The organism is Streptococcus oralis (assembly GCF_023109315.1).
Taxonomy (GTDB): domain Bacteria; phylum Bacillota; class Bacilli; order Lactobacillales; family Streptococcaceae; genus Streptococcus; species Streptococcus oralis_BS.
The window spans coordinates 26,420-51,949 of the sequence record NZ_JALDUF010000007.1 but is presented as its reverse complement, the minus strand read 5'-3'; the positions used below and the strand labels follow the sequence as shown (position 1 = coordinate 51,949).

Genomic DNA, 25,530 nt, shown 5'->3' with positions numbered 1-25,530 from the left:
AGAAGGATGCAAACACCCAAAACACAATTAGGATACCTGGAGAGTATCTCACAAGTTTTAGCACTAAAGCCAGAAAATTTAGCTACAGAACGTTATGCTATTTGGCAGCTATTCAAACAGGCAGATGAGGAGACTTTCTATCAATTAGCTCCTCATATTTTTGTAACAACGAATCAGGAAGATCCATTAGTAGTTAGTGAACTAGATGCAACTCCTGAAGGTTATCTTTTATTCAAGGAATTGGTCGAGGAGGAAACAGGATGGTTTTAACAAAAGCACAGGCAAAATCGCTGGATATTTTAGAAGTAGCTCGTAGCCTAGGAATGGAAATGAAGCGAAAGTCACATCGAGAGTATTATTGGGCTGAACATGACTCATTTAAGATCGATACGGTCAAGAATACCTGGCATTGGTATTCTCAAAACGTCTTTGGTGATACCATCAATCTCGTGCAACAAATGCAAAATGTCAGCTATAAAGATGCTATGGTATTCTTGGAGACAGGTTCCTTTCCTGAAGCAAAACCAGTAGAGGAAGAGCGAAAACCTTTCAACTATACACTAGCGCCTTACGAACAACCATTTGTGGAGGCGAGAGCCTATCTCAAGGAGATTAGAGGTCTCTCTGATGATACAATCGACTTCTTCCTTGAGAAGGGAGTATTAGCCCAAGCTAAACGTAAGGACAAAGAGGGCGTTATAGAAGACGTATTAGTTTTTAAATACTTGGATAGAAATCAGCAACTGGTAGGTGCGAGCCTTCAGGGACTTGTTCCTGATCAGGAACGTCATCCAGGTAAGGGCTACTTGAAACAAATCATGTATCAATCAGAGGCTATCAGTGGCTTAAACGTTTCTATAGGCTCTCCTGAGCGTTTAATTGTGACAGAGGCACCAATTGACCTTATGAGCTATTATGAGCTTCATAAGGGCGAATTAAACGATGTTCGACTGGTTGCGATGGAAGGATTGAAAGAGGGAGTATTATCCCACTATGTTCTTGAAATTTTACAGGATCGAGGGGAGATTGCGATGGATGAAAGGGATTATACCAAGTCTAGCGAACTAACACGTACCTCGAGATTCCTATCTGTTGCAGCAGAAACCTCTACACTTTTCCAAGATCACAAATACGATGATCTCATCACGCTGGCAGTTGATCGTGATAAAGCAGGTACAGACTTTATTACCAAACTACGGGAGAAGAAAATCCCAGTTATCGATGCAAGACCACCACAACGTGAAGGCCAGGAGAAGACAGACTGGAATGAGATCCTGAAGCAGGAAAAACAACTGGAGAAGACTGAGGAAATTCACTCATCAAGTTCTTTTCCTGATACCAGCCACCTTTCTCCTGAAGATGCAGCGTGGTTGAAGGAAAACTGGAATAATATAGGTTTTTCAGTAGAGCCTAGAAAACAAATGGTTATTGATTCGGACAAAACAGTGACCTATGAAAAACCTTCCAATCCTCTTGGAGATGGTAGGGAGCCCAAAAAACAAATTCAGAGCACAGAAAAAGCTCCTGAGAGTTCTCAGGAGCAAATGAATGATAGGACCAGTGGTGGCACGGGTTCTTTACAGCCTAAAGCTGAAGGCAGTACCTCACCTGTACTTGAAACAAGTACCTTTGAGCAAACTGTTACCAGTCACCCGACATCATCCTATCCGTACCTTCATTTTAGCACAAATTATGATAAAGTGCAACGGCGAGTGGGGAATTATCACCCAATTACACCTGCCGATTTAAGACGTTTGAACCAATATGCGCCCTCCATTCAAAGTACAGCGTCCTGGTATTTAAGTGAAATGGCTGGCAGTAAAATAAGTTTTGTTTATGCGGATCATGGAGAAGAGAATGTTCTTCAAGTAACTTTCCAAAAAGAAAACTTTATCCATCTTTCAGGGATTAGACCTTTTGAAGAAGGAAAAGGTGCTGCTGATTTCTTAGAAGATTTTGCGGCTGGTCGAGGTCATTATGACGGTATGTTGATTAGTAATTCAATTAAGGATAAATTGCAGGTTCTTCCAATGCTTCAGGATATTTTAGAGCCACAATCCTTTGTTCTGGATGATTTGAGCAGTGTTGAAAAGCTTCACAATCTCAATATGAGTGAAGCTATTAAAGCAAAAGATGAAGATTTCTTACTACTGTTTAAAGATATCGGAGATGAAAAAATTCCAGCCTCTCTTATGAAACTCAAGGGAGAGCTTGCAACTAATGTTAAATCGTTGGATGAAAAGATCATTCTCGGTGTTTATAGAGATCGAGATGGTCACATCGAGCAACTTTCAATCAATGAAGAATATGTTAAAGACAATGGTGCAGAAATGCTGTCAGTTTTGAAGAATAAGCAGTTTGAAGAAGTTTCTAAAGAAATTGAACAAACAACGCTAGAGAACACACTGAATAGCCCCCTACTTGATTCGGCTACGTTTACTCAAGTCTTAGATACTGTCTATAATTTAGGTGTGCCAGGTGACCTTTCAAAAACTCCAAAAGAATTTCATCAAGCCTGGAATCAGTATCTTGACTATGCGAAGCAACACAATGATAAATTTGATCAGATTGTTGCTGCAGCTGGAGAAGATAATCTCCTGGATACAAATTCAGACTTTTATAAAGAGTGGAAACAAGATCATATCTATAAGGAGAACTACCATGTACGCCTTCAATGGGCTGAGGAGCGCCCAGATGGGCCTAGATTGGCCTTTAAAGAAACAGAGCTGATATCTTATCAAGATTTTGCTAGAGAGCTTTACAAGGCCAATCAGAACTTCTATCAGCTACATCAGGAAGGGCTACAACAAGTAACTGGTGGTCACCCAGAAGCCTACATTTCTCCAACTAAGATCCAGTTTAGTATCTACGCTCCTGATGGTGAACTGATCCAGGATGGCATCCGTTACGATATTGGGGACGAGATTAACCCAATCGCTCACAAAGAAAGACTTGGAACACGAGAAATGCGGGAGCATCCAGAGTTGATGAAGATAGATGGGGCATTATTCAATCAGTATCATCTGGAGAGATTGGCGAGTGAACAAACCATCGAAAACATTCGGGATGAATTTGAAAAAGAACAAGAGGAAGAAATCAAACTAGAAGAACAAGCCCACAACAAACAGGAGTTGAAACGTGATGCGGATGCTGACGGTGTTTCTGATGAGGAGGAGTTGCTTCAGGGAACGAATCCGTATGATTTTAGATCGAAACCAGGTTCTAAACCAGAGGTCGAAGAGGGTCTACAAGCGGAAGAAGTTGTTTTAGCAGCTAGCAGTCTTGCAGTCGCAGATTTTATTCAAAATAAAGATATGGCAGGATTAAGTCGTCACCTTAAAGAAGGAATTAAGGAGTTTCTGGATTCGGATAAGTACAGAGACTATCTAACGAAAATGAGCCAACTAAATAATTATTCTAATCGTAACCTACGCTTAATTCTTGCACAAAATCCTGAAGCAAGGCAAGTAGCTTCTTTCAAGCAGTGGAAAGAAAACTTTGGCCGCTATGTGAAAAAAGGCGAGAAGGCTTTACGTATTTTTAAACCTATGACGAAGATCAAAAAGGATGAGAATAACCAACCAATATTGGATAAAAATGGGAAACCAGAAACAGTTACATTCTTTGGTTTAGTGCCAGTCTTTGATGTTAGTCAGACAGAAGGAAAGGAGATGCCAAAAGCTGCAGAAGTTAAAGAGCAGCTGACTGATTTGGACTATGCAAATCTTTACCGTGCCCTGATGGCTATTGCGAAAGAAAATGATGTATCGGTTCGATTTGAAGAGATGGAAAATAATAAACATGGATATTATTCTGTCCCAGAAAATCAAATAGTTTTACGTAGTAATGAGATGAACAAGGCTCAAATTATTAAAACTTTCTTACATGAAATGGCTCATGCAGAGTTGCATCATGCAGACAATCCTCAGAAGGAAAATCTAACTAGAAGCACAGCTGAACTTCAGGCTGAAAGTGTCGCTTATGTTGTTTCTTCATACTATGGTATTGATACGTCAGAGTATTCCTTTAACTATCTATCTGGGTGGTCTGCTGACAAAGAGACACTTGCTGATTTAGAAGCACAGTTGGATATTGTCCAACAAGAAGCTAAAAGTTTAATGGTTCGTATGGATCAAGCATTGGAACAATTAAGGTTGAGTCAGGAGAAACAAACGAAGCGCAGTTTTGAACAAAAACTGGAGAAGTTTAAAGGTCAGACCCAGCAAGCTGTCGAAGAACACAAGCAGGAGTTGAAAGCAGATGCACAATCAAAAAAAGAGAAGGGTTTCTCGAAATGACCGAACGGGACACCCCAAATAAACCCAAGGTCAAATTAAAAACAAATCATCATCAAGGAGGACAACACTCATGACCAATGAACAAGAAGAACAACTGATTATCATCCTTTCAGACTTTATTCCAATCATGGATGGAGACAGAGTTGTAGGAGTATCGCCAAACGCTAAAGACTTGACTCGCCAACAAGTTCTGGAGCAACTAGAGGAAGAACAGTCTCAACTACCTAAAGGAGATCCTGCTCTTTTGGAGTGGGAAGAAGAAAATATTGAGCTACTCAAGATAATCACAGATGAGGAATTTCAAGCTGTACTCACTGAAAAAATCTTACTGACAGAAATACAAATTGGGCAGTCTATTTTCCAGCCTCTAACTACTCAACAACTTTCTGTCCTAGCTGAAAACTTGCAAGGTCAGAAAGAAAAAAGTGTAGAAAATAGTGATAAGCAATCATCTATTTTCAAAAATATTTTCAGTTGGTTACGATAAAATGTTAGAAGTTGTACTCCAAAAGATATAGGAAAGGGGCTTGGGGATTTCCCCAAAACTGAGAAAATCAAGAAGGAAAACTGTAGGGTTCTCCTTCTCTGATTTTTTTAAATTTCGCAAATGGATATCCATTTGCTACGCTTGCCACAAGGAAGTCAGGGGCTGATGCCTGGTCAGAAAATGCCAGAGACTTTGAGAGAAAGAGGATAAAAAAATAATGCAGAAACGAGAAAATAGAAAACGCTATATACAAAAATTGATACGACTAACACCAGAGGAAGATCGTCAAATTAAAACGGCGATGGCCCAAATGGGAGTTCCATCTTTTCAATACTATGCGAAGAATCAACTGGTACAAGGGAAGGTGGTTCAAATTGATTTTTCCGAATTGAAAGACCTTCGAGTTGCTATCAATCGAGTGGGTACGAACATCAACCAAATTGCTAAACATGCCAATGAAAATCAAGGGGTTACGCCAGAGGAAGTGGCACAAGTCATTGACTGTCTATCTGAGTTGAAAGAGATGGTGGCTGTCAAACTTTCTAGTGCGGAGAAGAAAAGTTTACAGGAACGAAAAGTGAAAACAATAAGGACGTATGACGAATGGTAGTAATCAAAACACCCAAACAAATTAAAACTCCTTCCAATTTAAAAATAGCTGTACGCTATATTCTGAATGAAGCGAAAACTCTTGTATCAGAAACTGCAGAAAGTGATCTTGATTTTCCTCTTGTCTATCATAATGGTGAGCTTCAAATGAAGCTAGTATCTGGAAATGGGATCTCTGATTTTAGTGTAGCAGATGAAGAAATGGTCATGACAAAATTAGCTGCAGCCTTTAAAAAAGGAGATGATGACTTGAAAGAATTATCTTCAGGAAAACAAGTATTGGCTCATCACATTATCCAGTCTTTTTCTCCAGATGATAACTTGACTCCTGAGCAGGTTCATGAAATTGGCCGTCAAACGATGTTAGAATTGACAGGTGGAAATTATGAGTTTGTGATCGCAACCCACACGGATAAAGATCATCTTCATAACCATATCATACTTAATACCACCAATACCTCAACGCTCAAGAAATTTCGCTGGGAAAAGAAAACCTTGAAAAATTTGAGAGCCATTTCGGACAAACATGCGGCACGATATGGCGCTAAAATTATTGAGCCTACTATGAAAAATTCTTATACAAAGTATTCTGCTTGGCGGAGACAAAATAATTATCGGTTTGAAATCAAGGAACGTCTTGATTTTCTTCTGAAGCACTCTTTGTCGTTAGAAGATTTCAAACAAAAGGCAGCTGCGCTTAATCTTCAGATTGATTTCTCTGGAAAATTTGTGAAGTATAAATTGCTCGATCAGCCCCAACAAAGAAATGTCCGAGATGATACATTATCGAAGAAAGGACTCTATTCTCTTGAAAAAATAAAAGAGAGAATTTCTAAGAATCAGTTAGTTTTTGATGTGGAGGAATTGAAAGAACAATATCAAGAATCAAAAGATAAAACGGCAAATGATTTTGAATTGAAATTGGAAGTGGAATCCTGGCAGGTCGAGCAAGAAAGCAAGCAAGGCATTTACGTGCAGATGGATATGGGAGCTTTAAATAGTGGTACAATTTTAATACCTTCTCATAAAGTTGATAAAAATGAGGATGGAAATTATACCATCTATATCAAAGAGAAAGACTATTTTTATTTTCTCAATCCTGATCAATCTCAAAAAAATAGGTACATGATGGGCTTGACTGTCGCAAGGCAATTGGCCAAACAAAACGGCGAAACACTCGTTACTAAAAACGCTCAAATTTCCTCTATGCGTGAACTGATTAAGGAATATAATTTCTTAGTTGAGCACGGTGTGACAGACGGAGCACAATTTCAACATTTGGAGGAGCGCTTTAATGAAAAGATAGAGGCTACCCAGGAGGAATTAAGACAGCTAGATGAACGACTTGGACGTTATCATAAAATTGAAGGAACACTTTTAGCCATCCAGAAATCTCCAGAAAATAGTCTTGCAGCGGTACAACTATTGGATGATTTAGGAGTTCCAAAAGATATGGGACTGGAAGATGTCAGTCAACTGATTAAACAATTCCAAATTGAAAAAGGAGCCTTACAAGAGTTCTTTGACGACACTCTAAAACATTACACAGATTATAGAGATATTAAGGAGCACGTGCGTAGTCGTGAAGAGAAAGTTGACCGACGATTTGAGGATGAAAAAGTCTTGTAGAAGTTTCTGATGTTTTCAATCTAGTCATGATTTCAGTACAGAGAGAACAGTTCTCTTTACATTTGGAAAGAGAACCTTTTCTAGGAATTGCTGGTGAAAAGGAAGGAGAAACTTCATTGCGAAAATAATTATAAATATAATTATAAACATATTGACAAATATAATTATAATGGTATAATAGAAGTATAGAAAAACAGGAGGATATCAAATGAAGATTATCACATTTGCTGCTATTAAGGGCGGTGTTGGGAAAACAACTTTAACATTTAATTATGGGGAATGGCTGGCAAAGAAAGGGCATAAGGTTCTTTTGATTGATCTTGACCATCAGTGCAATTTAACCCAGTGCTATAATATTTACGAGAGCAAGAATACGATTGCTAATGCTTTTAAAGGTGGCGATGTGGATATTAAGCAAGTCAAGGAAAATATCAATCTAATTCCAGGTTCAGTTCAGCTTGACACGGTGGAACGAGATCTGGAGAACAGCGATAAGAAAAATATGCTACTTTATCTTTGGCTAGAGGATAACTACGAAAAGAAGAAGTTGGATCAGTTTGACTATATCTTGATTGATTGTAGACCAGACTTTGCAACAGCTACTAAAAATGCTGTTGCGGTCAGTCACGCTATTATTAGTCCCTTGACTCCTTCAGAGTTTGGTTATAATGCTAAATTCAATCTATCAACTCGGTTAGAAGCATTCAGAAAGGATGTAATTGACTATCGTACAAGGGAATCATACATTACTGCTGAGCTATATTTCTTAGCAAATATGATCCGACCGAACTATGGATCATCAAGAGAGTTACTGGAAGCTCTGGGACTTGAAGCTAAAGAGAAGGGAACAGACAACCTTCTAGGCATCGTACCAGCAAAAGAGTTATTCAATCATTCCACGATTGATAAGATCTCTATTGCAGATATGAAGGAGAATTCTGAGCTTTATCAAAAACACAAAAAGTTTTTCACTGAGCTGGAGCAGACTTTTTCAAAAATTTATGATACAATATAATTATATTTATAAACACAAATACAATTATAAATATAATTAGAAGGAGATTGTCATGGCATTCACACCAAAAGAAAAAGAGATTTCGCAGATTATCGAAGCAACCCATCAACCTGAGCAGATTTCAGATGTAGCCAGCTTTGAAAGTTTTGAACGTAAGAAACAATTTCAGTTTACTTTGAAACCAAGCAATCGGAAAAAATTGGATAAAATTGCTAAAGCAGCTGGCGCAAAGTCTGCATCAGATTACCTTGATAAACTAATCGAAAGTTTATCGTTATAAATATAAATATAATTATAGTTGCAATCAAATAGCCTTCCCTTATTGGGAAGGCTTTTATCTTTGCTGACAAAAAACATTTGAACTCCTGAACTAAAATCTTTATACTTTTTTATTATGATTTTAGTTGGGAGTGTTTTTAATTTGGATACAAAAATTATTGATGAAAGAGAATTTGTAGAGAAATTTAAAGATAAAAACCTACAAGAATTTCATAAATTTGTAAGTGACTATGACAACTATATTGCTCCCACAATGAGAGCTAGAGGTTACAAATTTGTAAACTATGCTGAGAGAACCGTTACTTTTACGTTTGGTCAGGTCACTTTTTCAAGAAGACGCTGGTATAAGAATGGGAAATGTAGGATTCCAGTAGATGAGAAGTTAGGTTTGGAGAAACGTATTGCCTATTCTAAAGAACTGCTGTATCAGATCACTAAACTAGCTACAATGTTACCGTATCGGAAAGTAGTGGAAGTTATTGAACTGATGTACCAGGTTTATATTACTAAAGATACGGTGTTAAAAGCGATTAAACTAGCAAGTCAATTGTTAAATGAAAAAGAAGATTATCGTTTCTATAGCGATGAAGTACCTGTCAAAAAAATTGAGGCTCCTGTTATTTATCTTGAAGGAGATGGTGTCTGGATAAAGGTCAGTGGACGTGAAAAAGAACAGCAGAATAAAGAGTTATCTCATTTTGTCATCCATACCGGAACGGAGGTGTACGGAAAGAGGAAAATTTTAAAAAATAAGGTGGAAATTGTGTCACCCAATAATCGAACAGCAAGAAAAAGAGTAGTGGATTATATTTATAATCATTTTAAAATTACGTCAGATACTCTACTTGTGACAAATTCAGATATGGGTCACGGTTATACTCCACATTTATTTAAAGAGATATCACATGATCTAGGAATTAAGCATCATCAACATTTTTGGGATCGATACCATCTGAATAAAGAAATAAAAAAGTTGGTCAAACCGTATTCTGTAGAGCTACTAGATCAATTTATGAAAGCTATAGATAGCCATTGCAAGCAGAAATTGAAAACATCTATTGATACACTAGAATCATTCGTCCTACTTAATCAGAACGAAAAGAAGATTGATACTTTTAAGGTTTTTAAGAATAAAATCCTTGGAAATTTTAAATATACGCAACCTCCTGAGCAGAGGAATCTAGATACAGCAAGTTTAGGAATTATGGAAAGTCAGCATCGTAAAATCAGTTACCGGATGAAAAATAGAGGGATGTATTGGTCATTAAACCATGCCGATGCGATGTCCCATCTTATTTTGTTGTCTTACAATCAAGAACTCCGAGATTTATTTTTTGGTAATTGGAGAAATGAATATGAAAAATACCACTCAGAAGGTATGAGCAGTGCAAAAGTACGAAAAAAGATCGATCAAGCTCCAAGGAGTTTAGGAACGATTGTAAATGCTTCTTGGAAGGGGCGAAAACAGCGAGATAAACAACGTTTTGCAGGGAAAAAAATCAATAAATAAGATGCCATGTAGTCAGTAAACTCTTGACTTATAGTAATAAATATTGTATAATAATCTTATCAATAAAAAAGAGGCACGCAGCAACGTACCTCTCATAAAGATAAACAATTGGTGCTTGTTTATCAGTAAGATTAATACTATCAGAAATTTTAGTAGATGTCAAGGCTGAGCAAGTAAATTGTTTAGCCTTGTTTTGATATTTCCGTTTTTGATGTATTTTTTTACTACCTCAAAAGAATAGACACAAACAAAGCTGTAAAATCTCTTTACAAATCTAGCTTTTCATGGTACAATAGCCTTTGTGTGAAATAGCAGCAGGAAAGCATGAAGCTCGTCAACAGGTGTCTTATGATAAGTAACCTTGGCTGTTTAGGCGAAGGGCATCTGCACGAATCAGGGCTTTCTAAGTGACTATTTCCGCCAAATATTATTTATATCAGGAGGACATACATATGTCACGTTATACAGGACCATCTTGGAAACAAGCTCGTCGCCTTGGCCTTTCACTTACAGGTACAGGTAAAGAATTGGCACGTCGTAACTACGTACCAGGACAACACGGACCAAACAACCGTTCTAAATTGTCAGAATACGGTTTGCAATTGGCTGAAAAACAAAAACTTCGTTTCACTTACGGTGTAGGTGAAAAACAATTCCGTAACTTGTTCGTACAAGCTACAAAAATCAAAGGCGGAATCCTAGGTTTCAACTTCATGCTTCTTTTGGAACGTCGTTTGGATAACGTTGTTTACCGTCTTGGCCTTGCGACTACTCGTCGTCAAGCTCGTCAATTCGTAAACCACGGTCACATCCTTGTTGACGGAAAACGCGTTGATATCCCATCATACCGCGTAACTCCAGGTCAAGTGATTTCAGTTCGTGAGAAATCATTGAAAGTTCCAGCAATCCTTGAGGCAGTAGAAGCTACTCTTGGACGTCCAGCATTCGTGTCATTCGACGCTGAAAAATTGGAAGGTTCATTGACTCGCTTGCCAGAACGCGACGAAATCAACCCAGAAATCAACGAAGCACTTGTCGTTGAATTCTACAACAAAATGCTTTAAGATAAGATTTTATATTGTAAAAAGCCTACAACAGTGGGCTTTTTGCTTTGTCTTAAAAAACTATAGAACACTTCTTAACTGCGAAAGAGGATAAAAAAATTCCCTGCAAAATGAAATTGCAAGGAACTTTTGTTAATGGTTATGGGCAAGCCAGGCGGAACACTTTTTCCCAAGCCAGAGAGCAAAGAGGAGATTGATGACGACGATGCCTGAACCGACCAGTGAAAATAGGAAAAATTCGCTAGTCGAAACCTGCCATAAATGCACGATGTCTATAATCAAATAAACACTGATAGGAAAACAAAGGATAGAAGTGATGAGAGCAGGGATATACTTGCGAAGAAGAATTGATTGTCCAATATGGAGCAAGAGATGAAGTGCAAAGGCCACAAATCCCCCTAACCAAACTAGTTCGAGCGTTCTAGATTGACTAAAATACGCTAATAAAGTGATGGATAAGACAAGAATAAGCTCTTCAAAAACAGCAAGGGCAAATCCCTCTGTTGTAATTCCTTTGTGGATCTTGAGAATAGCTGGAGCCTTTTGAGCCAGCAAGGTTTTGTTGAGATGAATCCAAGGGACAAGACCGATAATTTCTTCCATATCGTGAAAGATAAAAAGTAGAGGAAACATCCAAAGATAAAATGCCATAAATCTCTCCTGAGGGGCTATAAATCGCTAACCAATAAAGCAAAAAACGCCCAGTAAGGCGTTTTGAGTTAGGTGTGCTTATTTCACTTCTGTAAACACAACGTGCTTGCGAAGTTTTGGTGAGTATTTCTTCAATTGAAGACGGTCTGGAGTGTTACGCTTGTTTTTAGAAGTAAGGTACAAGCGTTCACCAGATTCTTTGTGTTCAAGTGTAATATTTACGCGCATGGTATCTCCCTTCTATTATTCGGCTGATGCAGCTTTAGCGATCTTACGTCCTTTGTAGTATCCTTTAAGTGATACGCGGTGAGAACGTGAGTAATCTCCAGTAGTTTCGTCAAAGTTTACAGATGGAGCTGTTACTTTGTAGTGTGTACGACGTTTGTTTTTCTTCGCTTTTGACGTGCGACGTGCAGGTACTGCCATTTTGATTTCTCCTTTAGGTATTTAAATTCGATTCAATCTACTGATTTTCATCAACCATACTAGGATAACACATTTTTTTTGTAAAGTAAAGTTACTTGACAAAAAAAGATGAAAAAATTAAAAGGTCATTAACCAGATTAATCGAAATTTTCTGAAAATTCAAGAATTTTATTCTGTTCTTCATGCGGAAATTGTGCTATAATAGTAAAAACTGAAACGGGAGGGATAAGATGACTGAATTAGATACACGTCACCGCAGTAGCATTTATGACAGCATGGTGAAATCACCTAACCGTGCTATGCTTCGTGCGACTGGTATGACAGATAAGGACTTTGAAACACCGATTGTGGGAGTGATTTCAACTTGGGCGGAAAATACACCATGTAACATTCACTTGCATGATTTCGGGAAACTGGCTAAAGAAGGTGTCAAATCTGCAGGCGCTTGGCCTGTACAGTTTGGAACCATTACCGTAGCAGACGGGATCGCCATGGGAACGCCTGGTATGCGTTTCTCTCTAACATCTCGTGACATCATCGCGGACTCCATCGAGGCGGCTATGGGTGGTCACAACGTCGATGCCTTCGTCGCTATCGGTGGCTGTGACAAGAACATGCCTGGTTCTATGATTGCCATTGCCAATATGGATATCCCAGCTATTTTCGCTTACGGTGGTACTATCGCCCCTGGAAATCTTGATGGCAAAGACATCGACTTGGTTTCTGTATTTGAAGGAATCGGTAAGTGGAACCATGGTGACATGACAGCTGAGGACGTGAAGCGTCTTGAATGTAATGCCTGCCCTGGCCCTGGTGGCTGTGGTGGTATGTATACAGCTAATACCATGGCGACTGCTATCGAAGTTCTCGGTATGAGTTTGCCAGGATCTTCATCTCACCCAGCTGAATCAGCTGACAAGAAAGAAGATATCGAAGCAGCAGGACGAGCTGTTGTCAAGATGCTAGAGCTTGGTCTCAAACCATCAGATATCTTGACTCGTGAAGCTTTTGAAGATGCCATTACAGTAACCATGGCTCTCGGTGGGTCAACCAATGCCACTCTTCACTTGCTTGCCATTGCCCATGCGGCTAATGTTGACTTGTCACTTGAGGACTTCAATACAATCCAAGAGCGTGTACCTCACTTGGCCGACTTGAAACCTTCTGGTCAGTATGTCTTCCAAGATCTCTACGAAGTCGGTGGTGTCCCTGCGGTTATGAAGTACCTGTTGGCAAATGGTTTCCTTCACGGAGACCGCATTACATGTACTGGTAAGACTGTCGCTGAAAACTTGACCGACTTTGCAGACCTCACACCAGGTCAAAAAGTCATCATGCCACTGGAAAATCCAAAACGTGCAGACGGACCATTGATTATCTTGAACGGGAACCTTGCCCCTGATGGCGCGGTTGCTAAAGTATCAGGTGTTAAAGTGCGTCGTCACGTTGGACCAGCTAAGGTCTTTGACTCAGAAGAAGATGCTATCCAGGCTGTTTTGACAGATGAAATCGTTGATGGCGACGTTGTCGTTGTGCGTTTTGTTGGACCTAAGGGTGGTCCTGGTATGCCTGAGATGCTATCCCTTTCATCAATGATCGTTGGTAAAGGTCAAGGAGACAAGGTCGCCCTCTTGACAGATGGCCGTTTCTCTGGTGGTACATATGGTCTGGTTGTTGGACATATCGCTCCGGAAGCTCAGGATGGTGGACCGATTGCCTACCTTCGTACAGGTGATATCGTTACGGTTGACCAAGATACCAAAGAAATTTCCATGGCCGTATCCGATGAAGAACTTGAAAAACGTAAGGCAGAAACGACTTTGCCACCGCTTTACAGCCGTGGTGTCCTCGGTAAATACGCTCACATCGTATCATCTGCTTCACGTGGAGCCGTGACAGACTTCTGGAATATGGACAAGTCAGGTAAAAAATAAACTCATACTCTTCGAAAATCAAATTCAAACCACGTCAACGTCGCCTTACCGTACTCAAGTACAGCTTGCGGCTAGTTTTCTAGTTTGCTCTTCGATTTTCATTGAGTATCAAAAAAGCAAGCCATTTTTGGCTTGCTTATTTTTATCTTCAAAAGTGATTTGCCTGCTTAACGAGGTGGCAGTCCAAGGGCAATACGGCCGTAGCGACTGATTCGTGTGATTTTCCAAGCGGGCGACCAGGTAACTTCAACCTTGACATCTTCGATACCCTCGATTTGTTTCAGACCTGCGACGATTTCGATAGGCAAGCTTTCTGCACAATCGCAGGCGGTGTCAGTGAAGGTCATGACAATCTTGCAGAGACCCGTTTCGTCCAGATTGATTTCATAAATCAATCCTAGATTGTAAACATCCAATTCCACATCTGTATCAAAAACCTTCTCTAGTTTTTCGATAATTTGGTCTTGCAAGGCTAAAGCGCGGTCATTGATTTTGATATCGTCTCTCATAACAGTCCCTCCACGTGATAAATATCCTCTATTTTCTCATAATTCTGACAATTTGGCAAGTTTTTGATGAATTTTCTGAAAAGACTCTCTTGAGATTTTCTACTCTCACTGTTTTAATCCCTTTATTTATGGTAAAATAAGACTATTAAGTTTAAAGAGGATTCCCTATGAAATTACAAAAACCAAAAGGAACGCAGGATATTTTACCTGCTGAATCTGCCAAGTGGCAGTACGTTGAGGGCTTTGCCCGTGAAATTTTCAAGCGCTATAACTATGCGGAAGTGCGTACGCCTATTTTTGAGCACTACGAGGTCATCAGTCGCTCTGTCGGAGATACAACGGATATCGTAACCAAGGAAATGTATGATTTCTATGACAAGGGTGACCGCCATATCACTCTTCGTCCAGAAGGAACTGCGCCCGTTGTCCGTTCCTATGTGGAAAATAAACTCTTTGCTCCTGAAGTGCAAAAGCCAAGTAAGTTCTATTACATGGGACCTATGTTCCGTTATGAGCGTCCGCAAGCAGGTCGTTTGCGCCAGTTCCACCAGATCGGTGTTGAGTGTTTTGGCTCTAGCAATCCAGCTACCGATGTGGAAACCATCGCTATGGCAGCTCATTTCTTGAAAGAAATCGGCATCCAAGGTGTCAAACTACACCTCAACACTCTTGGAAATCCTGAGAGCCGTGCGGCTTACCGTCAAGCCTTGATTGATTATTTAACACCGCTCAAGGAGACCTTATCTAAGGATAGCCAACGTCGCTTGGAGGAAAATCCTCTTCGTGTCTTGGACTCTAAGGAGAAAGAAGACAAGGTGGCAGTGGAGAATGCGCCGTCTATCTTGGATTTCCTTGATGAAGAAAGTCAAGCTCATTTTGATGCTGTGCGTCAGATGTTGGAAAATCTGGGTGTAGACTATATCATCGATACCAATATGGTGCGTGGTCTGGACTACTACAACCACACGATTTTCGAGTTTATCACTGAAATCGAGGGCAATGACTTGACAGTCTGTGCAGGAGGTCGCTACGATGGCTTGGTTTCCTACTTTGGTGGCCCTGAGACTGCTGGATTTGGTTTTGGACTTGGTGTAGAGCGTCTGCTCCTCATCCTTGAAAAACAAGGTGTGGCCCTTCCTATCGAGAACGCTCTAGATGTCTATATCGCAGTCTTGGGTGAAGACGCAAATGTCAAGGCCTTGGAGTTGGTACAGGCTCTTCGCCAACAAGGATTCAAAGCAGAGCGTGATTACCTCAACCGTAAACTCAAAGCTCAGTTCAAGTCAGCCGATGTTTTTGCTGCTAAGACTCTTATCACCCTAGGAGAGAGCGAAGTCGAAAGCGGACAAGTGACAGTCAAGAACAACCAAACTCGAGAAGAAGTTCAAGTGTCACTTGATGCTATCAATCAAAATTTCTCAGAAATCTTTGAAAAATTAGGCTTTTAATAGTAGAAAAACTGGTCAGGATCTTATTCCTGACCGTTTTCTTTTACAAAATGACAAAAATCTTAAACCTTTTGACAAATATAATTGTCAAAAATAAAAAGATGTGTTACAATGAAATCAAGTTAAGAACAAAGGAGTAAAGACATGCTAAAAAATCGTCTAAAAGAGCTTCGGGCTCGCGATGGTTTGAATCAAACTGAACTGGCCAAGCTAGCTGGCGTGTCCAGGCAAACCATCAGTTTGCTAGAACGGGATGAGTACACCCCATCCATCGTCATTGCCCTGAAGATTGCTCAGATATTCCATGAGCCAGTCGAGTCGGTATTTCGTATAGAGGAGGATGAGGAATGAATAAGTATAAAGTGATTTATTATCTATCTATAGTTGTGTTTATCGTTAATTTTTTGGCTATGATCGGAAGCCTATTTGGTTGGTTTACAATTGTTGAAAGCAAATATCTCTTCTGGATTAACATAGTTTTACTATTAGTCTTTAGATGGGTAGAGAGAAAAATAAAATTCAAAAAGGTTGAAAAAGGAGAAAAATCATGAGAGAGTTTTTAGCAGGTTTTCAAGTCGATACTGAGCACAAAGAACTTGCGGGTGTTTGTGCAGGTTTAGCAAATTATTTTAACATTCAAGCCAATATCGTTCGTTTGGTGACAGTCTTGTTATTTCTCTCTTCGACAGAGATTGGGATTATAACAGTAACTCTCTATGCCTATCTAGCAGGTTGGCTTGGGAATGAACCCTTGGGAGATGGAGCAAAAAAAGCAAGAAATCAAGCTATTCTCTTACTTGCTGTTTGTTTGATTTTGGTATCACTTGGAACAGAAGGCTTAACAGCTATTTATGAATCAGGGAAAGCATTTGGTCAGTGGTTAGTTGGATTGGTTTAGATTAGAAAGAGTATGAATATGAAAAAGAAACGTGGATTGTTATTTTTAATGGCTGTTATCTTGGGAGGCTTCTTGGGCATGTTTGCAGGGATGTTTAAGGCCTATACCGAAAACTATGGAAGCATTTTAGATGTCAAAACTGTGATTCCATGGATATCATCTATTTGTTTACTGTTAGGTTTCATTAGTATGTTTTTGACTTTCGATTTCTTAAAGAAAAGCAGAAAATTTCACTCCTTGTATAAAGAGGAAATGGATGATGATCTGAATGAAACCTATTATGTACAAATGTATCGTAATCTCGAGTTTGGAACTATTGCTTTTAATAGTGCAAGCGTAGCGATTTTTTTGGCTCTTTTCATCTCAGGTAGTGAAGTAATTGTACTAAATATCAGCTATATAACCTTATCTCTTTCTTTTTTGGCATTAGTGATGATTTTCAGTGCTCAAAAATATCTCTATAAGACCATTGCGATCGTTCGTCAGTTTGATTTGGAATTCTTCTCTACACCAAAGGATGTCTTGGACTACGTAAACTCCTATGATGAAGGGGAGCGTCAGGCTAATTTGGAACAAAGTTTTCGAATTTTATTCCAATTAAATCAGTATGTCTTACCAGGTCTCTATTTTTTGATTGCTATCTTTTCTTTATTGACAGGAGAGATTCAGTTACTAGCCTTCTTGCTTGTAGGAGCGATCCATATTTATATCAATGTGATGCAATTACCTATGATAAAACGTTATTTCAAATAGGAGGTCTTTATGAAACTACTTAAAAACCTTGGCTGGTTTCTTCTAGCCATTCTATCCTTTTACTTTGGCTATGGTATGGTTCAGAGCATGGCTCTGTCAGCTCTTGGACTAGGGGCTTCAATCTTTGGAGTCTTACCTCTTTATGTCGCTCTGTCAGGAGCCTATGTTTATGGAGTTTACAGATGGTATCAGACAGAAAAGGTTAGCATCCAGACGACGGTTTTTAATCGTTATATTTGGTTGCCAACTCTGGTTTTGCTAGTGGCGATTACAGCCCAGTTCTTTTTGCCAGATGATCCGTCGGTCAACCAACAAATCGTATCACAATTGACAGTTGCTCAGCCTGTCTTTGGTTTCTTTATGGTAGTGGTCTTTGCTCCTCTGACGGAAGAACTCGTCTTTAGAGGGATGTTAGCGCGCTATCTCTTTCCTAAGCAAAATAATAGCAAACAGACAGCTCTGTTTCTCCTCGTATCGAGTGTGCTCTTTGCCTTGATTCATTTTCCAGGGACTTTGCAACAGTTTTTAGTTTATGCTAGTCTGGGATTGAGTTTGGGTCTGGCTTATGTGAGCCGAAAAGGTCTTCTTTACAGCATTTCTTTACACGCTTTGAATAATTTAATCGGCTTTTTGATGATACTCATGCTATAATAGAGTCAGGAGGTCACATGAAACGAGTAATTTTATTAGCAGTGATACAGGCAGTCGTTCTCTTCTTTATTATCGGGGGGCTTGCCTATGCCTTTAAAGGCGACTTCTTTTACAACTATCTAGCAGTTGTCTTTGCGCCTATTGCAGGTGTCTTGCGTTTTGCTTCGGCTTATGCGACGGAGATTGTTCTACCTAAAAAGGCAGCTGAGATTGCTGAAAAGCGTAAAAAAGGTTAAGAATCATAATCAGAGAATCCGATAATGCTTTCATCGGATTTTTTGTCTGTTCGTTTTGATTTCTAAAGACAATCAAACTTTTCTGATGATTTTCATGAAGAGCTTGCGCTTTTATGGTAAAATAGTAACAGAATAAAAGAGGAGAGAAACAATGAAACGTAGTATGTATGCTGGTCGTGTTCGTGAGGAATATATCGGACAAGAAATTACCTTGAAAGGATGGGTTGGCCGTCGTCGTGACTTGGGTGGTTTGATCTTTATCGACCTTCGTGACCGTGAAGGGATCATGCAGTTGGTTATCAACCCTGAAAAAGTTTCTGCAGAGGTTATGGCAACAGCTGAAAGTCTTCGTAGCGAATTTGTTATCGAGGTGACTGGACAAGTCGCTGCGCGTGAGCAAGCCAATGATAAATTGCCGACTGGTGCGGTTGAGTTGAACGTGACAGCTTTGACAGTGCTTAATACAGCCAAAACAACACCTTTTGAGATTAAGGATGGGATTGAGGCCAATGACGATACGCGTTTGCGTTACCGTTACCTTGACCTTCGTCGTCCAGAGATGTTGGAAAATCTCAAGCTTCGTGCCAAGGTGACTCATTCTATCCGTAACTACTTGGATGAGTTGGAGTTTATTGATGTGGAGACGCCATTCCTTTCTAAGTCAACACCAGAAGGGGCGCGTGACTATTTGGTGCCATCTCGTGTCAACAAAGGACATTTCTACGCCCTTCCTCAAAGTCCACAAATCACTAAGCAATTGTTGATGAATGCTGGATTTGACCGTTACTACCAAATCGTCAAATGTTTCCGTGACGAGGACTTGCGTGGAGACCGTCAGCCTGAGTTTACCCAGGTCGACTTGGAAACGTCATTCCTTAGTGAGCAAGAAATCCAAGATATCACAGAAGGCTTGATTGCGCGCGTGATGAAAGAAACAAAAGGCATCGAAGTAACGCTTCCATTTCCTCGTATGAAGTACGATGATGCGATGGCTCTTTACGGTTCTGATAAGCCAGATACCCGTTTTGATATGTTGCTTCAGGACTTGACAGAAGTGGTAAAAGGTGTTGATTTTAAAGTCTTCTCAGAAGCACCTGCTGTTAAAGCCATTGTAGTCAAAGGAGCTGCGGACAACTACTCACGTAAAGACATCGACAAGATGACCGAAGTAGCCAAACAGTACGGTGCCAAAGGTCTTGCTTGGGTCAAGGTAGTTGATGGAGAATTAAATGGACCGGTTGCCAAGTTTTTGACGGGTATCCAAGGAGAATTGACTGCAGCACTTGGTCTTGAAGATAAGGATTTGGTTCTATTTGTAGCGGATACGCTTGAAGTGGCTAATGCAACACTAGGCGCCCTTCGTGGACGTATTGCCAAAGAGCTTGGCTTGATTGATAACGACAAATTTAACTTCCTCTGGGTAGTTGACTGGCCAATGTTTGAATGGTCTGAAGAAGAAGGTCGTTACATGAGTGCCCACCATCCGTTTACCCTTCCACAGGAAGAGACAGCTCACGAATTAGAAGGTGATTTGGCTAAGGTTCGTGCCATTGCCTACGATATCGTTTTGAACGGTTATGAGCTTGGAGGTGGTAGCCTCCGTATCAACCAAAAAGACCTTCAAGAACGCATGTTCAAGGCTCTTGGTTTCTCAGCCGAAGAAGCAAATGACCAGTTTGGTTTCCTTCTTGAGGCTATGGACTATGGTTTCCCACCACACGGTGGTTTGGCGATCGGTCTTGACCGTTTTGTCATGTTGCTTGCAGGAGAAGAAAATATCCGTGAAGTCATTGCCTTTCCTAAGAACAATAAGGCAACCGATCCAATGACACAAGCTCCATCAACAGTCGCTCTCAAACAACTAGAGGAACTCAGCTTACAAGTAGAAGAAGATGAAACAAGCAAAACAAATTAAGCGGTGGCGCTATTATCTGCGCCGCTTTGCTTATCAGATAAAAATCTTACGAGTTTTACAAAGTATCTCTCGGGAAAAATATGATGAGAAAGTCTCGGCTTCTCTGGTTTATGGCTTTTTGTCAGCAGTAGCAGTCAATTTCTTTTTTCAACCAGGACACGTTTACTCCAGTGGTGCGACGGGTTTGGCACAGATTATCTCTGCTTTGAGTAATCACTGGTTTGGTTTTTATATTCCGATATCGCTAACCTTTTATGCTATCAATTTTCCATTGATGATTTTAGCTTGGTATCAGATTGGGCATAAGTTTACAATCTTTACCTTTATCACGGTATCCATGAGCTCCCTCTTTATCCAGCTTGTGCCAGTTGTGACCTTGACAGAGGATCCCATCATCAATGCCCTTTTTGGGGGCGTTGTCATGGGCTTGGGGATTGGTTTTGCGCTCCGTAACAATATTTCTAGCGGAGGTACAGATATCGTCAGTCTGACCATTCGAAAGAAAACGGGTAAGAATGTCGGCAGTATTTCTTTCTTGGTAAATGGAACCATCATGCTGATAGCAGGTCTGACCTTTGGTTGGAAATACGCCCTCTACTCTATGATCACCATCTTTGTATCCAGTCGTGTGACAGACGCGGTCTTTACAAAGCAAAAACGCATGCAGGCCATGATTGTGACCAATAATCCTGACAAGGTAATCGCAAGAATCCATAAAAAATTGCACCGCGGAGCAACCATGATCCACGATGCAGAAGGAACCTATAATCATGAGAGAAAAGCAGTCTTGATTACGGTTATCACGCGAGCAGAGTTTAATGATTTTAAACACATCATGAAACAGGTCGATCCGACAGCCTTTGTCTCTGTATCCGAAAATGTCCACATCCTAGGACGATTCGTAGAAACAGACAATTAATAATACTCAAAAGACCAGCCTTGAGGCTGGTCTTTATTTTTCGATAATTTTGTGCCCAATCAACTGGCGGTAACAAATCTGTTTATTGTTTTTGGCATCGTTAATAATCTGGAGAATGGTTTCAAAGGAAACACGCCCGAGTTCTAAGCTATTGATATCCACATAGGCCGCCAAGTTCAGTTTAGGGTTGACCGAGTCAAAGCTGAGGACAGGGACATCCAGTTGGTGTTTTGCGATGTAATCACAGACCCCTGCAGCAAGAAGGCTATCAATAGTAATAATAGCATCAATATTTGGATCATGTTCGAAGAGAAGTTTACTAAAGCGATAACCATTATCTTCAAGAAATTCGGTCGCAAAGTAGGTCAGATTTGGATCAATAGGAAGTTGGTATTGTTTAAGAGCTAACTCATAACCCATTAGACGATCTTGTGTTACGAAAAGTTTTTTGGTTCCTCCGATAAAAGCAATTCGCTTGCATCCTTTTTTGATGAAATATTCTGTCGCATCAAAACCAGCCTGGACATTGTCATTATCAACAAGCGGAATGAAGGGAGATAGAGATTTACCTAAGATAAGGAAAGGAAATTGCTCATCTGCTACTAGCTTAACCAAAGGATCCTCTTCTTGGGCATAGAGGAAAATCAAACCATCTACACGCTTACCATAGACCATCTGAGAAATAGCTTTGAGCCGCTCTTTTGCATCTTTCCCCGTTGCAATCTGGATAGCATAGTGGTTCTCAGATGCCACTTGGGCGATCCCTCGTAGAACAGATGGGAAGAAAGGATTTTGGTAAAAGGCATCCGAGTCGTCAGGGAGCACTAGGCCGATAACTTGAGTATAGCTACTTACCAAGCTACGAGCATTGAGGTTGGGATGGTAGTTGAGCTCCTTCATCGCCTTGCGAACTCGTTTTTTGGTTTCATCACTAATCGTTGATTTATTTTGAATGACGCGGGTTACAGTTGAAGGTGAGACACCTGCAGCCTTGGCCACATCTTTAATCGTCACGGGCATAAAAATCTCCTATTTATGATAATCTGGATCACGGAAATGTGTCTTGTAAAAAATAGTGACCAGATAAAGAACAAAAAGAATGTTTTGTACAGTGATAAGGGTTGTCATATTTTGGCCAAAAAGTCCCAAAATAAGTGTAATCAAAGTTGGTAATCCTAAACAATTCAAGATAAAATGGTAGCACTCTTTAAAGCTCCTAAATGAAAAGAGGCGTGATCTTTTGGTGATATAAAGGAGAAGACTAGCTACAAGAGAGACAATGAAGAAATTCAATCCAAAGAGAAAGCTTGCACCGAGAACGAGAAAGAGACTGATATAGACACGGTTTTGTTGATACCAGTCTTTAGAAATGGCCTGGGTAAGATCTTCCTTACTCTGGAAACTCTCCGTTTGAATCGCGTGGTAGCGAATGCGAGTCAGTTCCTTACTTTCCTTGCTGATGACGAGTTCTTCCGTATCAAAATGAAGTTGCAAGTCCTTTGGCAATTCTTTGTTTTGGCTTGGGCCAATCACAAGAGAAGGTTGCTGATTCTTAGTGCCTGAGTAGTTCAACTTTCCATCAACGATTTGTGCATTCTCTGACAAGTCCATGATTGCTTCATCTGTCAGTGGAGTGTAGACATTATCGATAAAGGTATCCAGTGGATACGTCTCCTGAGAGCTGTTTTGAATGGCAATCGGAACCATAGACAAGCTGATGAGGAAAATGCTCGTAAAGAGAAGCTGAAACCAGTTGAGGCCGAAACGTTTTGATAGGGGCTTACGAAATCCCCAGATACTAGAGAAATACGAGAATGGATATGGAAGCATAGGCATCTTTCTAAAAGTGTTTTCTATATGAGTATTATTATATAGAGAAATGTGCTTTATTTCAAGTCTAGGAGATAAATTGCTTGTTGCAAGAATATTATTTACAGTAACAATCGCTAACACTCAATGAAAATCAAAGAGCAAACTAGGAAGCTAGCCGCAGGTTGCTCAAAGCACAGCTTTGAGGTTGGAGATAAAGCTGACGTGGTTTGAAGAGATTTTCGAAGAGTATAAAATGAAAAAGGGTGGCGGGGATAAATTATCCCTTGTCGCCACCACTTGTAAGCCCTGAAACAAAGTTCTTTTGTAGGAAGAAGAAGAGAATACAGATTGGAAGGGCGATGAGGATAGCACCTGCTGAGAAGTAGGCGATCTTCATGTTTTTCACATTGCTAACGAAGGTCTGGAGACCAACGGCAACAGTAAAGTATTCTTTCTCACGAAGCAAGAAACTAGAGAGGATGTAATCCCCGAAAGGTCCCATGAAGGCCCAGAGGGCTTGTACAGCTACCATTGGGCGAACGAGCGGAAGGACAATTTGCCAGAAGCGACGGAAGTGTCCTGCACCATCTAGTTTTGCAGATTCGTCAAGAGACATTGGTACGGTATCGAAGTAACCTTTCATGAGCCAAGCATTCATCGGAATACCTCCACCGACGTAGAGGAAGATGAGGAACCAGCTATGGTTAAGGGCGTTCAACATAAGCGCCATAACGAAGAAGGCGGTCAATGCGGCCATGGTTGGCACCATTTGGATAATCAAGAAGAAGACCAAACTTTGTTTACGAGCCAAGAAGTTGTAACGGCTGTAGGCATAACCAGCAAGGACGATGATACTTGTTTGAACAACCATGGTAATCAAGGCGATGATCAAGGTATTGAGGTACCAAGTACCGTACAAGGTTTCAGTAAAGAGTCCTTTAAAGTTATCAAAATTGAAGTCGATGTTAGTATCGAGTTTAAAGGCTGCGACGTTACCTGCTTTAAAGGCTGACATGATGGTAATCAAAAGTGGATAGATAATGACAATTGATAGGCCAATCAAGTAGAGGTAAGTGAGGGTTTGAGTCAGTCTACGTTTGAGTTTGATTGAGTTATTCATCTTAGACGTCCTCCATATCAAATGCGTGTAGTTTCTTGAATGCGATCATAGAGATAGAGATGACAATGATTGAGATAATCAAGGTAACAGCTGCCGCCATAGAGTATTGAGGAGATGTACCTGTTGTCAAACGGTAAATCCATGAAATCAAGATATCAGTTGAACCGGCTCCGCCTCCGACAGTACCAGGACCTCCACCATTAAAGAGATACATGATAGAGAAGTTGTTAAAGTTGAAGGTGTATTGGCTAATCAATGTTGGAGCTGCAACAGCCAAGATCATTGGGAAAGTGATGTTGCGGAATTTTTGCCAAGCATTAGCACCATCGATGTAAGCCGCTTCGTAGAGGTCGTTAGGAATAGACTGCAAGATACCCAAGGTCAAAACGTAAATGTATGGGAATCCTAGCCAACCTTGCATCATAATCAAGGCAATCTTAGTCCAAGTTGGGTCTGTTTTCCAAGGGATAAGAGCTCCATCTAGGAAAGGAAGAACCTTAGACAAAAGAGGCAAGACTTGGGTGTTGATAGCACCGACACTATCATTAAACATATTTGAGAATGTCAAGATAGTGATGAAGGCTGGAACTGCCCAAGGAAGAAGGAAAATAACACCAAAGATACGTTTTCCTTTGATAAATGGTTGATTGGCAATGATTGCTGTAAAGATACCAATAACAATCTGCAAAGTAGAAGCAGCTAAAGCCCAGATAATGGTCCAAGAAAGAACGGAACCAAAGGCTGAACGGAAGGTACTCAAGCTCCAGATGTTTGTGAAGTTCGTCAAACCAACCCAGTCCAACAATTTATTTGGTGGTAAGTGTTGGAAGTCATAGTTGGTAAAGGCAATCATCAAGGTTACGATAACTGGAAAGATAATCGCAAATGTCATCGCTACATACGATGGGATGATCAAAAGGTATGGGAATCCATTCTCATAAATACCTTTAATCATATCCTTAAAGGTACGAGCTACAGGAATCCCGTTGTTGATACGTTTAGCAGTTGTATGTGCGTCCTTGATATTAAAGATATAAAAGAGCAAGTAAACGACAACAAAGATAGAATGGAAAGCACCACGAATCAGCATGAAAAGTGAATTGTCACGACCAGGTTTGTCACCAAGAGTGACCAAATTGCTCAATTCAGGGGTTGCAAGTGTTAGAAAATACAGAACAAATAAGACAGTAACACCAAGGAAAATAAATCCTTTCGCTTTTTGTTTGTTATAAATTTGTCCTAAACCAGGAATGATTGACAGCAAGGCTGCTTTGCGAGGCTGTTGTTTTTCCATGATTACTCCTTTCATAGGATGCGAGATAAAACTCGGATTCAATCGTAAGATACGTACGTATAATAATAGGCGT

At 40.2% G+C, this 25,530-nt stretch carries 27 protein-coding genes; 19 read left to right on the top strand and 8 right to left on the bottom strand.

Annotated elements, in window-relative coordinates; genetic code table 11:
* Positions 1 to 6: 6 nt before the first annotated feature.
* The 9 genes from M1F74_RS08585 to rpsD all read left to right on the top strand — a co-directional run bounded on the left by M1F74_RS08585 (position 7) and on the right by rpsD (position 10,891).
* Complete coding sequence (locus M1F74_RS08585; RefSeq protein ID WP_247946845.1) at positions 7 to 270, top strand: hypothetical protein; 264 nt, start codon at positions 7 to 9, stop codon at positions 268 to 270.
* Positions 261 to 4,298, top strand: coding sequence for a PBECR4 domain-containing protein (locus M1F74_RS08580; RefSeq protein WP_247946844.1), 4,038 nt, complete (start codon positions 261 to 263; stop codon positions 4,296 to 4,298). The genes M1F74_RS08585 and M1F74_RS08580 overlap by 10 nt, the downstream gene beginning before the upstream one ends.
* A 70-nt stretch (positions 4,299 to 4,368) precedes the next feature.
* The gene (locus tag M1F74_RS08575; RefSeq protein WP_049490082.1) at positions 4,369 to 4,785 is read left to right on the top strand and encodes a hypothetical protein; all 417 of its coding nucleotides are present in this window, start codon (positions 4,369 to 4,371) and stop codon (positions 4,783 to 4,785) included.
* 217 nt (positions 4,786 to 5,002) lie between these two features.
* Positions 5,003 to 5,395 carry a plasmid mobilization protein gene (locus M1F74_RS08570; protein WP_247946843.1) on the top strand — a complete coding sequence of 131 codons (393 nt, stop codon included), beginning with the start codon at positions 5,003 to 5,005 and terminating at the stop codon, positions 5,393 to 5,395.
* Positions 5,389 to 7,023 carry a relaxase/mobilization nuclease domain-containing protein gene (locus tag M1F74_RS08565; protein ID WP_247946842.1) on the top strand — a complete coding sequence of 545 codons (1,635 nt, stop codon included), beginning with the start codon at positions 5,389 to 5,391 and terminating at the stop codon, positions 7,021 to 7,023. Before M1F74_RS08570 ends, M1F74_RS08565 begins: the two co-directional genes overlap by 7 nt.
* Positions 7,024 to 7,231: 208 nt before the next feature.
* Entirely contained in the window at positions 7,232 to 8,038 is an 807-nt protein-coding gene (locus M1F74_RS08560) for a ParA family protein (RefSeq protein ID WP_009729764.1), read from the top strand.
* A 52-nt stretch (positions 8,039 to 8,090) separates the two neighbouring features.
* The gene (locus tag M1F74_RS08555) at positions 8,091 to 8,318 is read left to right on the top strand and encodes a hypothetical protein (RefSeq protein WP_000896112.1); all 228 of its coding nucleotides are present in this window, start codon (positions 8,091 to 8,093) and stop codon (positions 8,316 to 8,318) included.
* A 141-nt stretch (positions 8,319 to 8,459) separates the two neighbouring features.
* Positions 8,460 to 9,827, top strand: a complete 1,368-nt coding sequence (locus M1F74_RS08550) for an ISLre2 family transposase (protein WP_247946841.1) — start codon at positions 8,460 to 8,462, stop codon at positions 9,825 to 9,827.
* A 452-nt stretch (positions 9,828 to 10,279) separates the two neighbouring features.
* Entirely contained in the window at positions 10,280 to 10,891 is a 612-nt protein-coding gene (gene rpsD, locus M1F74_RS08545; RefSeq protein ID WP_000092756.1) for a 30S ribosomal protein S4, read from the top strand.
* Positions 10,892 to 11,023: 132 nt separating this feature from the next.
* Here the strand turns inward: rpsD and M1F74_RS08540 are convergent, their stop codons facing one another.
* From M1F74_RS08540 to rpmF, 3 genes are all read right to left on the bottom strand, one after another.
* Positions 11,024 to 11,542 (bottom strand): HXXEE domain-containing protein, encoded by a 519-nt coding sequence (locus M1F74_RS08540; protein WP_247946840.1) that lies wholly within the window; start codon positions 11,540 to 11,542, stop codon positions 11,024 to 11,026.
* Between the two features lie 78 nt (positions 11,543 to 11,620).
* Entirely contained in the window at positions 11,621 to 11,770 is a 150-nt protein-coding gene (rpmG, locus tag M1F74_RS08535) for a 50S ribosomal protein L33 (protein ID WP_001265622.1), read from the bottom strand.
* 15 nt (positions 11,771 to 11,785) lie between these two features.
* Entirely contained in the window at positions 11,786 to 11,968 is a 183-nt protein-coding gene (gene rpmF / locus M1F74_RS08530; RefSeq protein WP_000290417.1) for a 50S ribosomal protein L32, read from the bottom strand.
* Positions 11,969 to 12,198: 230 nt separating this feature from the next.
* On the opposite strand from rpmF, the gene ilvD reads away from it, so the two are divergent.
* Positions 12,199 to 13,902 (top strand): dihydroxy-acid dehydratase, encoded by a 1,704-nt coding sequence (gene ilvD, locus M1F74_RS08525; protein WP_432654180.1) that lies wholly within the window; start codon positions 12,199 to 12,201, stop codon positions 13,900 to 13,902.
* A 167-nt stretch (positions 13,903 to 14,069) separates the two neighbouring features.
* Here the strand turns inward: ilvD and M1F74_RS08520 are convergent, their stop codons facing one another.
* A complete protein-coding gene (locus M1F74_RS08520; protein WP_001204052.1) occupies positions 14,070 to 14,411 on the bottom strand; it encodes a metal-sulfur cluster assembly factor in 342 nt (113 codons plus the stop codon).
* Positions 14,412 to 14,578: 167 nt separating this feature from the next.
* Between M1F74_RS08520 and hisS the strand changes: the two genes are divergently transcribed.
* The 9 genes from hisS to M1F74_RS08475 all read left to right on the top strand — a co-directional run bounded on the left by hisS (position 14,579) and on the right by M1F74_RS08475 (position 21,231).
* Positions 14,579 to 15,859: a histidine--tRNA ligase gene (gene hisS, locus M1F74_RS08515; protein WP_109290252.1), complete on the top strand. Its 1,281-nt coding sequence runs from the start codon at positions 14,579 to 14,581 to the stop codon at positions 15,857 to 15,859.
* A 144-nt stretch (positions 15,860 to 16,003) separates the two neighbouring features.
* The gene (locus tag M1F74_RS08510) at positions 16,004 to 16,210 is read left to right on the top strand and encodes a helix-turn-helix transcriptional regulator (protein WP_000916943.1); all 207 of its coding nucleotides are present in this window, start codon (positions 16,004 to 16,006) and stop codon (positions 16,208 to 16,210) included.
* Entirely contained in the window at positions 16,207 to 16,410 is a 204-nt protein-coding gene (locus M1F74_RS08505; RefSeq protein ID WP_001046115.1) for a hypothetical protein, read from the top strand. The genes M1F74_RS08510 and M1F74_RS08505 overlap by 4 nt, the downstream gene beginning before the upstream one ends.
* The gene (locus M1F74_RS08500; RefSeq protein WP_247946839.1) at positions 16,407 to 16,757 is read left to right on the top strand and encodes a PspC domain-containing protein; all 351 of its coding nucleotides are present in this window, start codon (positions 16,407 to 16,409) and stop codon (positions 16,755 to 16,757) included. Before M1F74_RS08505 ends, M1F74_RS08500 begins: the two co-directional genes overlap by 4 nt.
* 18 nt (positions 16,758 to 16,775) lie before the next feature.
* Complete coding sequence (locus tag M1F74_RS08495) at positions 16,776 to 17,510, top strand: DUF3169 family protein (protein ID WP_247946838.1); 735 nt, start codon at positions 16,776 to 16,778, stop codon at positions 17,508 to 17,510.
* Positions 17,511 to 17,519: 9 nt separating this feature from the next.
* Positions 17,520 to 18,161, top strand: a complete 642-nt coding sequence (locus M1F74_RS08490; RefSeq protein ID WP_084940384.1) for a CPBP family intramembrane glutamic endopeptidase — start codon at positions 17,520 to 17,522, stop codon at positions 18,159 to 18,161.
* 17 nt (positions 18,162 to 18,178) lie between these two features.
* Complete coding sequence (locus tag M1F74_RS08485; RefSeq protein ID WP_084972068.1) at positions 18,179 to 18,397, top strand: hypothetical protein; 219 nt, start codon at positions 18,179 to 18,181, stop codon at positions 18,395 to 18,397.
* A gap of 151 nt (positions 18,398 to 18,548) precedes the next feature.
* Entirely contained in the window at positions 18,549 to 20,312 is a 1,764-nt protein-coding gene (aspS, locus tag M1F74_RS08480; RefSeq protein ID WP_247946837.1) for an aspartate--tRNA ligase, read from the top strand.
* A complete protein-coding gene (locus M1F74_RS08475; RefSeq protein ID WP_000806272.1) occupies positions 20,290 to 21,231 on the top strand; it encodes a YitT family protein in 942 nt (313 codons plus the stop codon). Before aspS ends, M1F74_RS08475 begins: the two co-directional genes overlap by 23 nt.
* Positions 21,232 to 21,264: 33 nt before the next feature.
* On the opposite strand, the gene M1F74_RS08470 is transcribed toward M1F74_RS08475, so the two are convergent.
* From M1F74_RS08470 to M1F74_RS08455, 4 genes are all read right to left on the bottom strand, one after another.
* The gene (locus tag M1F74_RS08470) at positions 21,265 to 22,251 is read right to left on the bottom strand and encodes a LacI family DNA-binding transcriptional regulator (protein ID WP_001145418.1); all 987 of its coding nucleotides are present in this window, start codon (positions 22,249 to 22,251) and stop codon (positions 21,265 to 21,267) included.
* A gap of 9 nt (positions 22,252 to 22,260) precedes the next feature.
* The gene (locus M1F74_RS08465) at positions 22,261 to 23,061 is read right to left on the bottom strand and encodes a DUF1189 domain-containing protein (protein ID WP_247946836.1); all 801 of its coding nucleotides are present in this window, start codon (positions 23,059 to 23,061) and stop codon (positions 22,261 to 22,263) included.
* Between the two features lie 259 nt (positions 23,062 to 23,320).
* A complete protein-coding gene (locus tag M1F74_RS08460) occupies positions 23,321 to 24,163 on the bottom strand; it encodes a sugar ABC transporter permease (RefSeq protein ID WP_001065641.1) in 843 nt (280 codons plus the stop codon).
* 1 nt (position 24,164) lies between these two features.
* A complete protein-coding gene (locus M1F74_RS08455; RefSeq protein WP_000414947.1) occupies positions 24,165 to 25,457 on the bottom strand; it encodes a sugar ABC transporter permease in 1,293 nt (430 codons plus the stop codon).
* Positions 25,458 to 25,530: the final 73 nt, after the last annotated feature.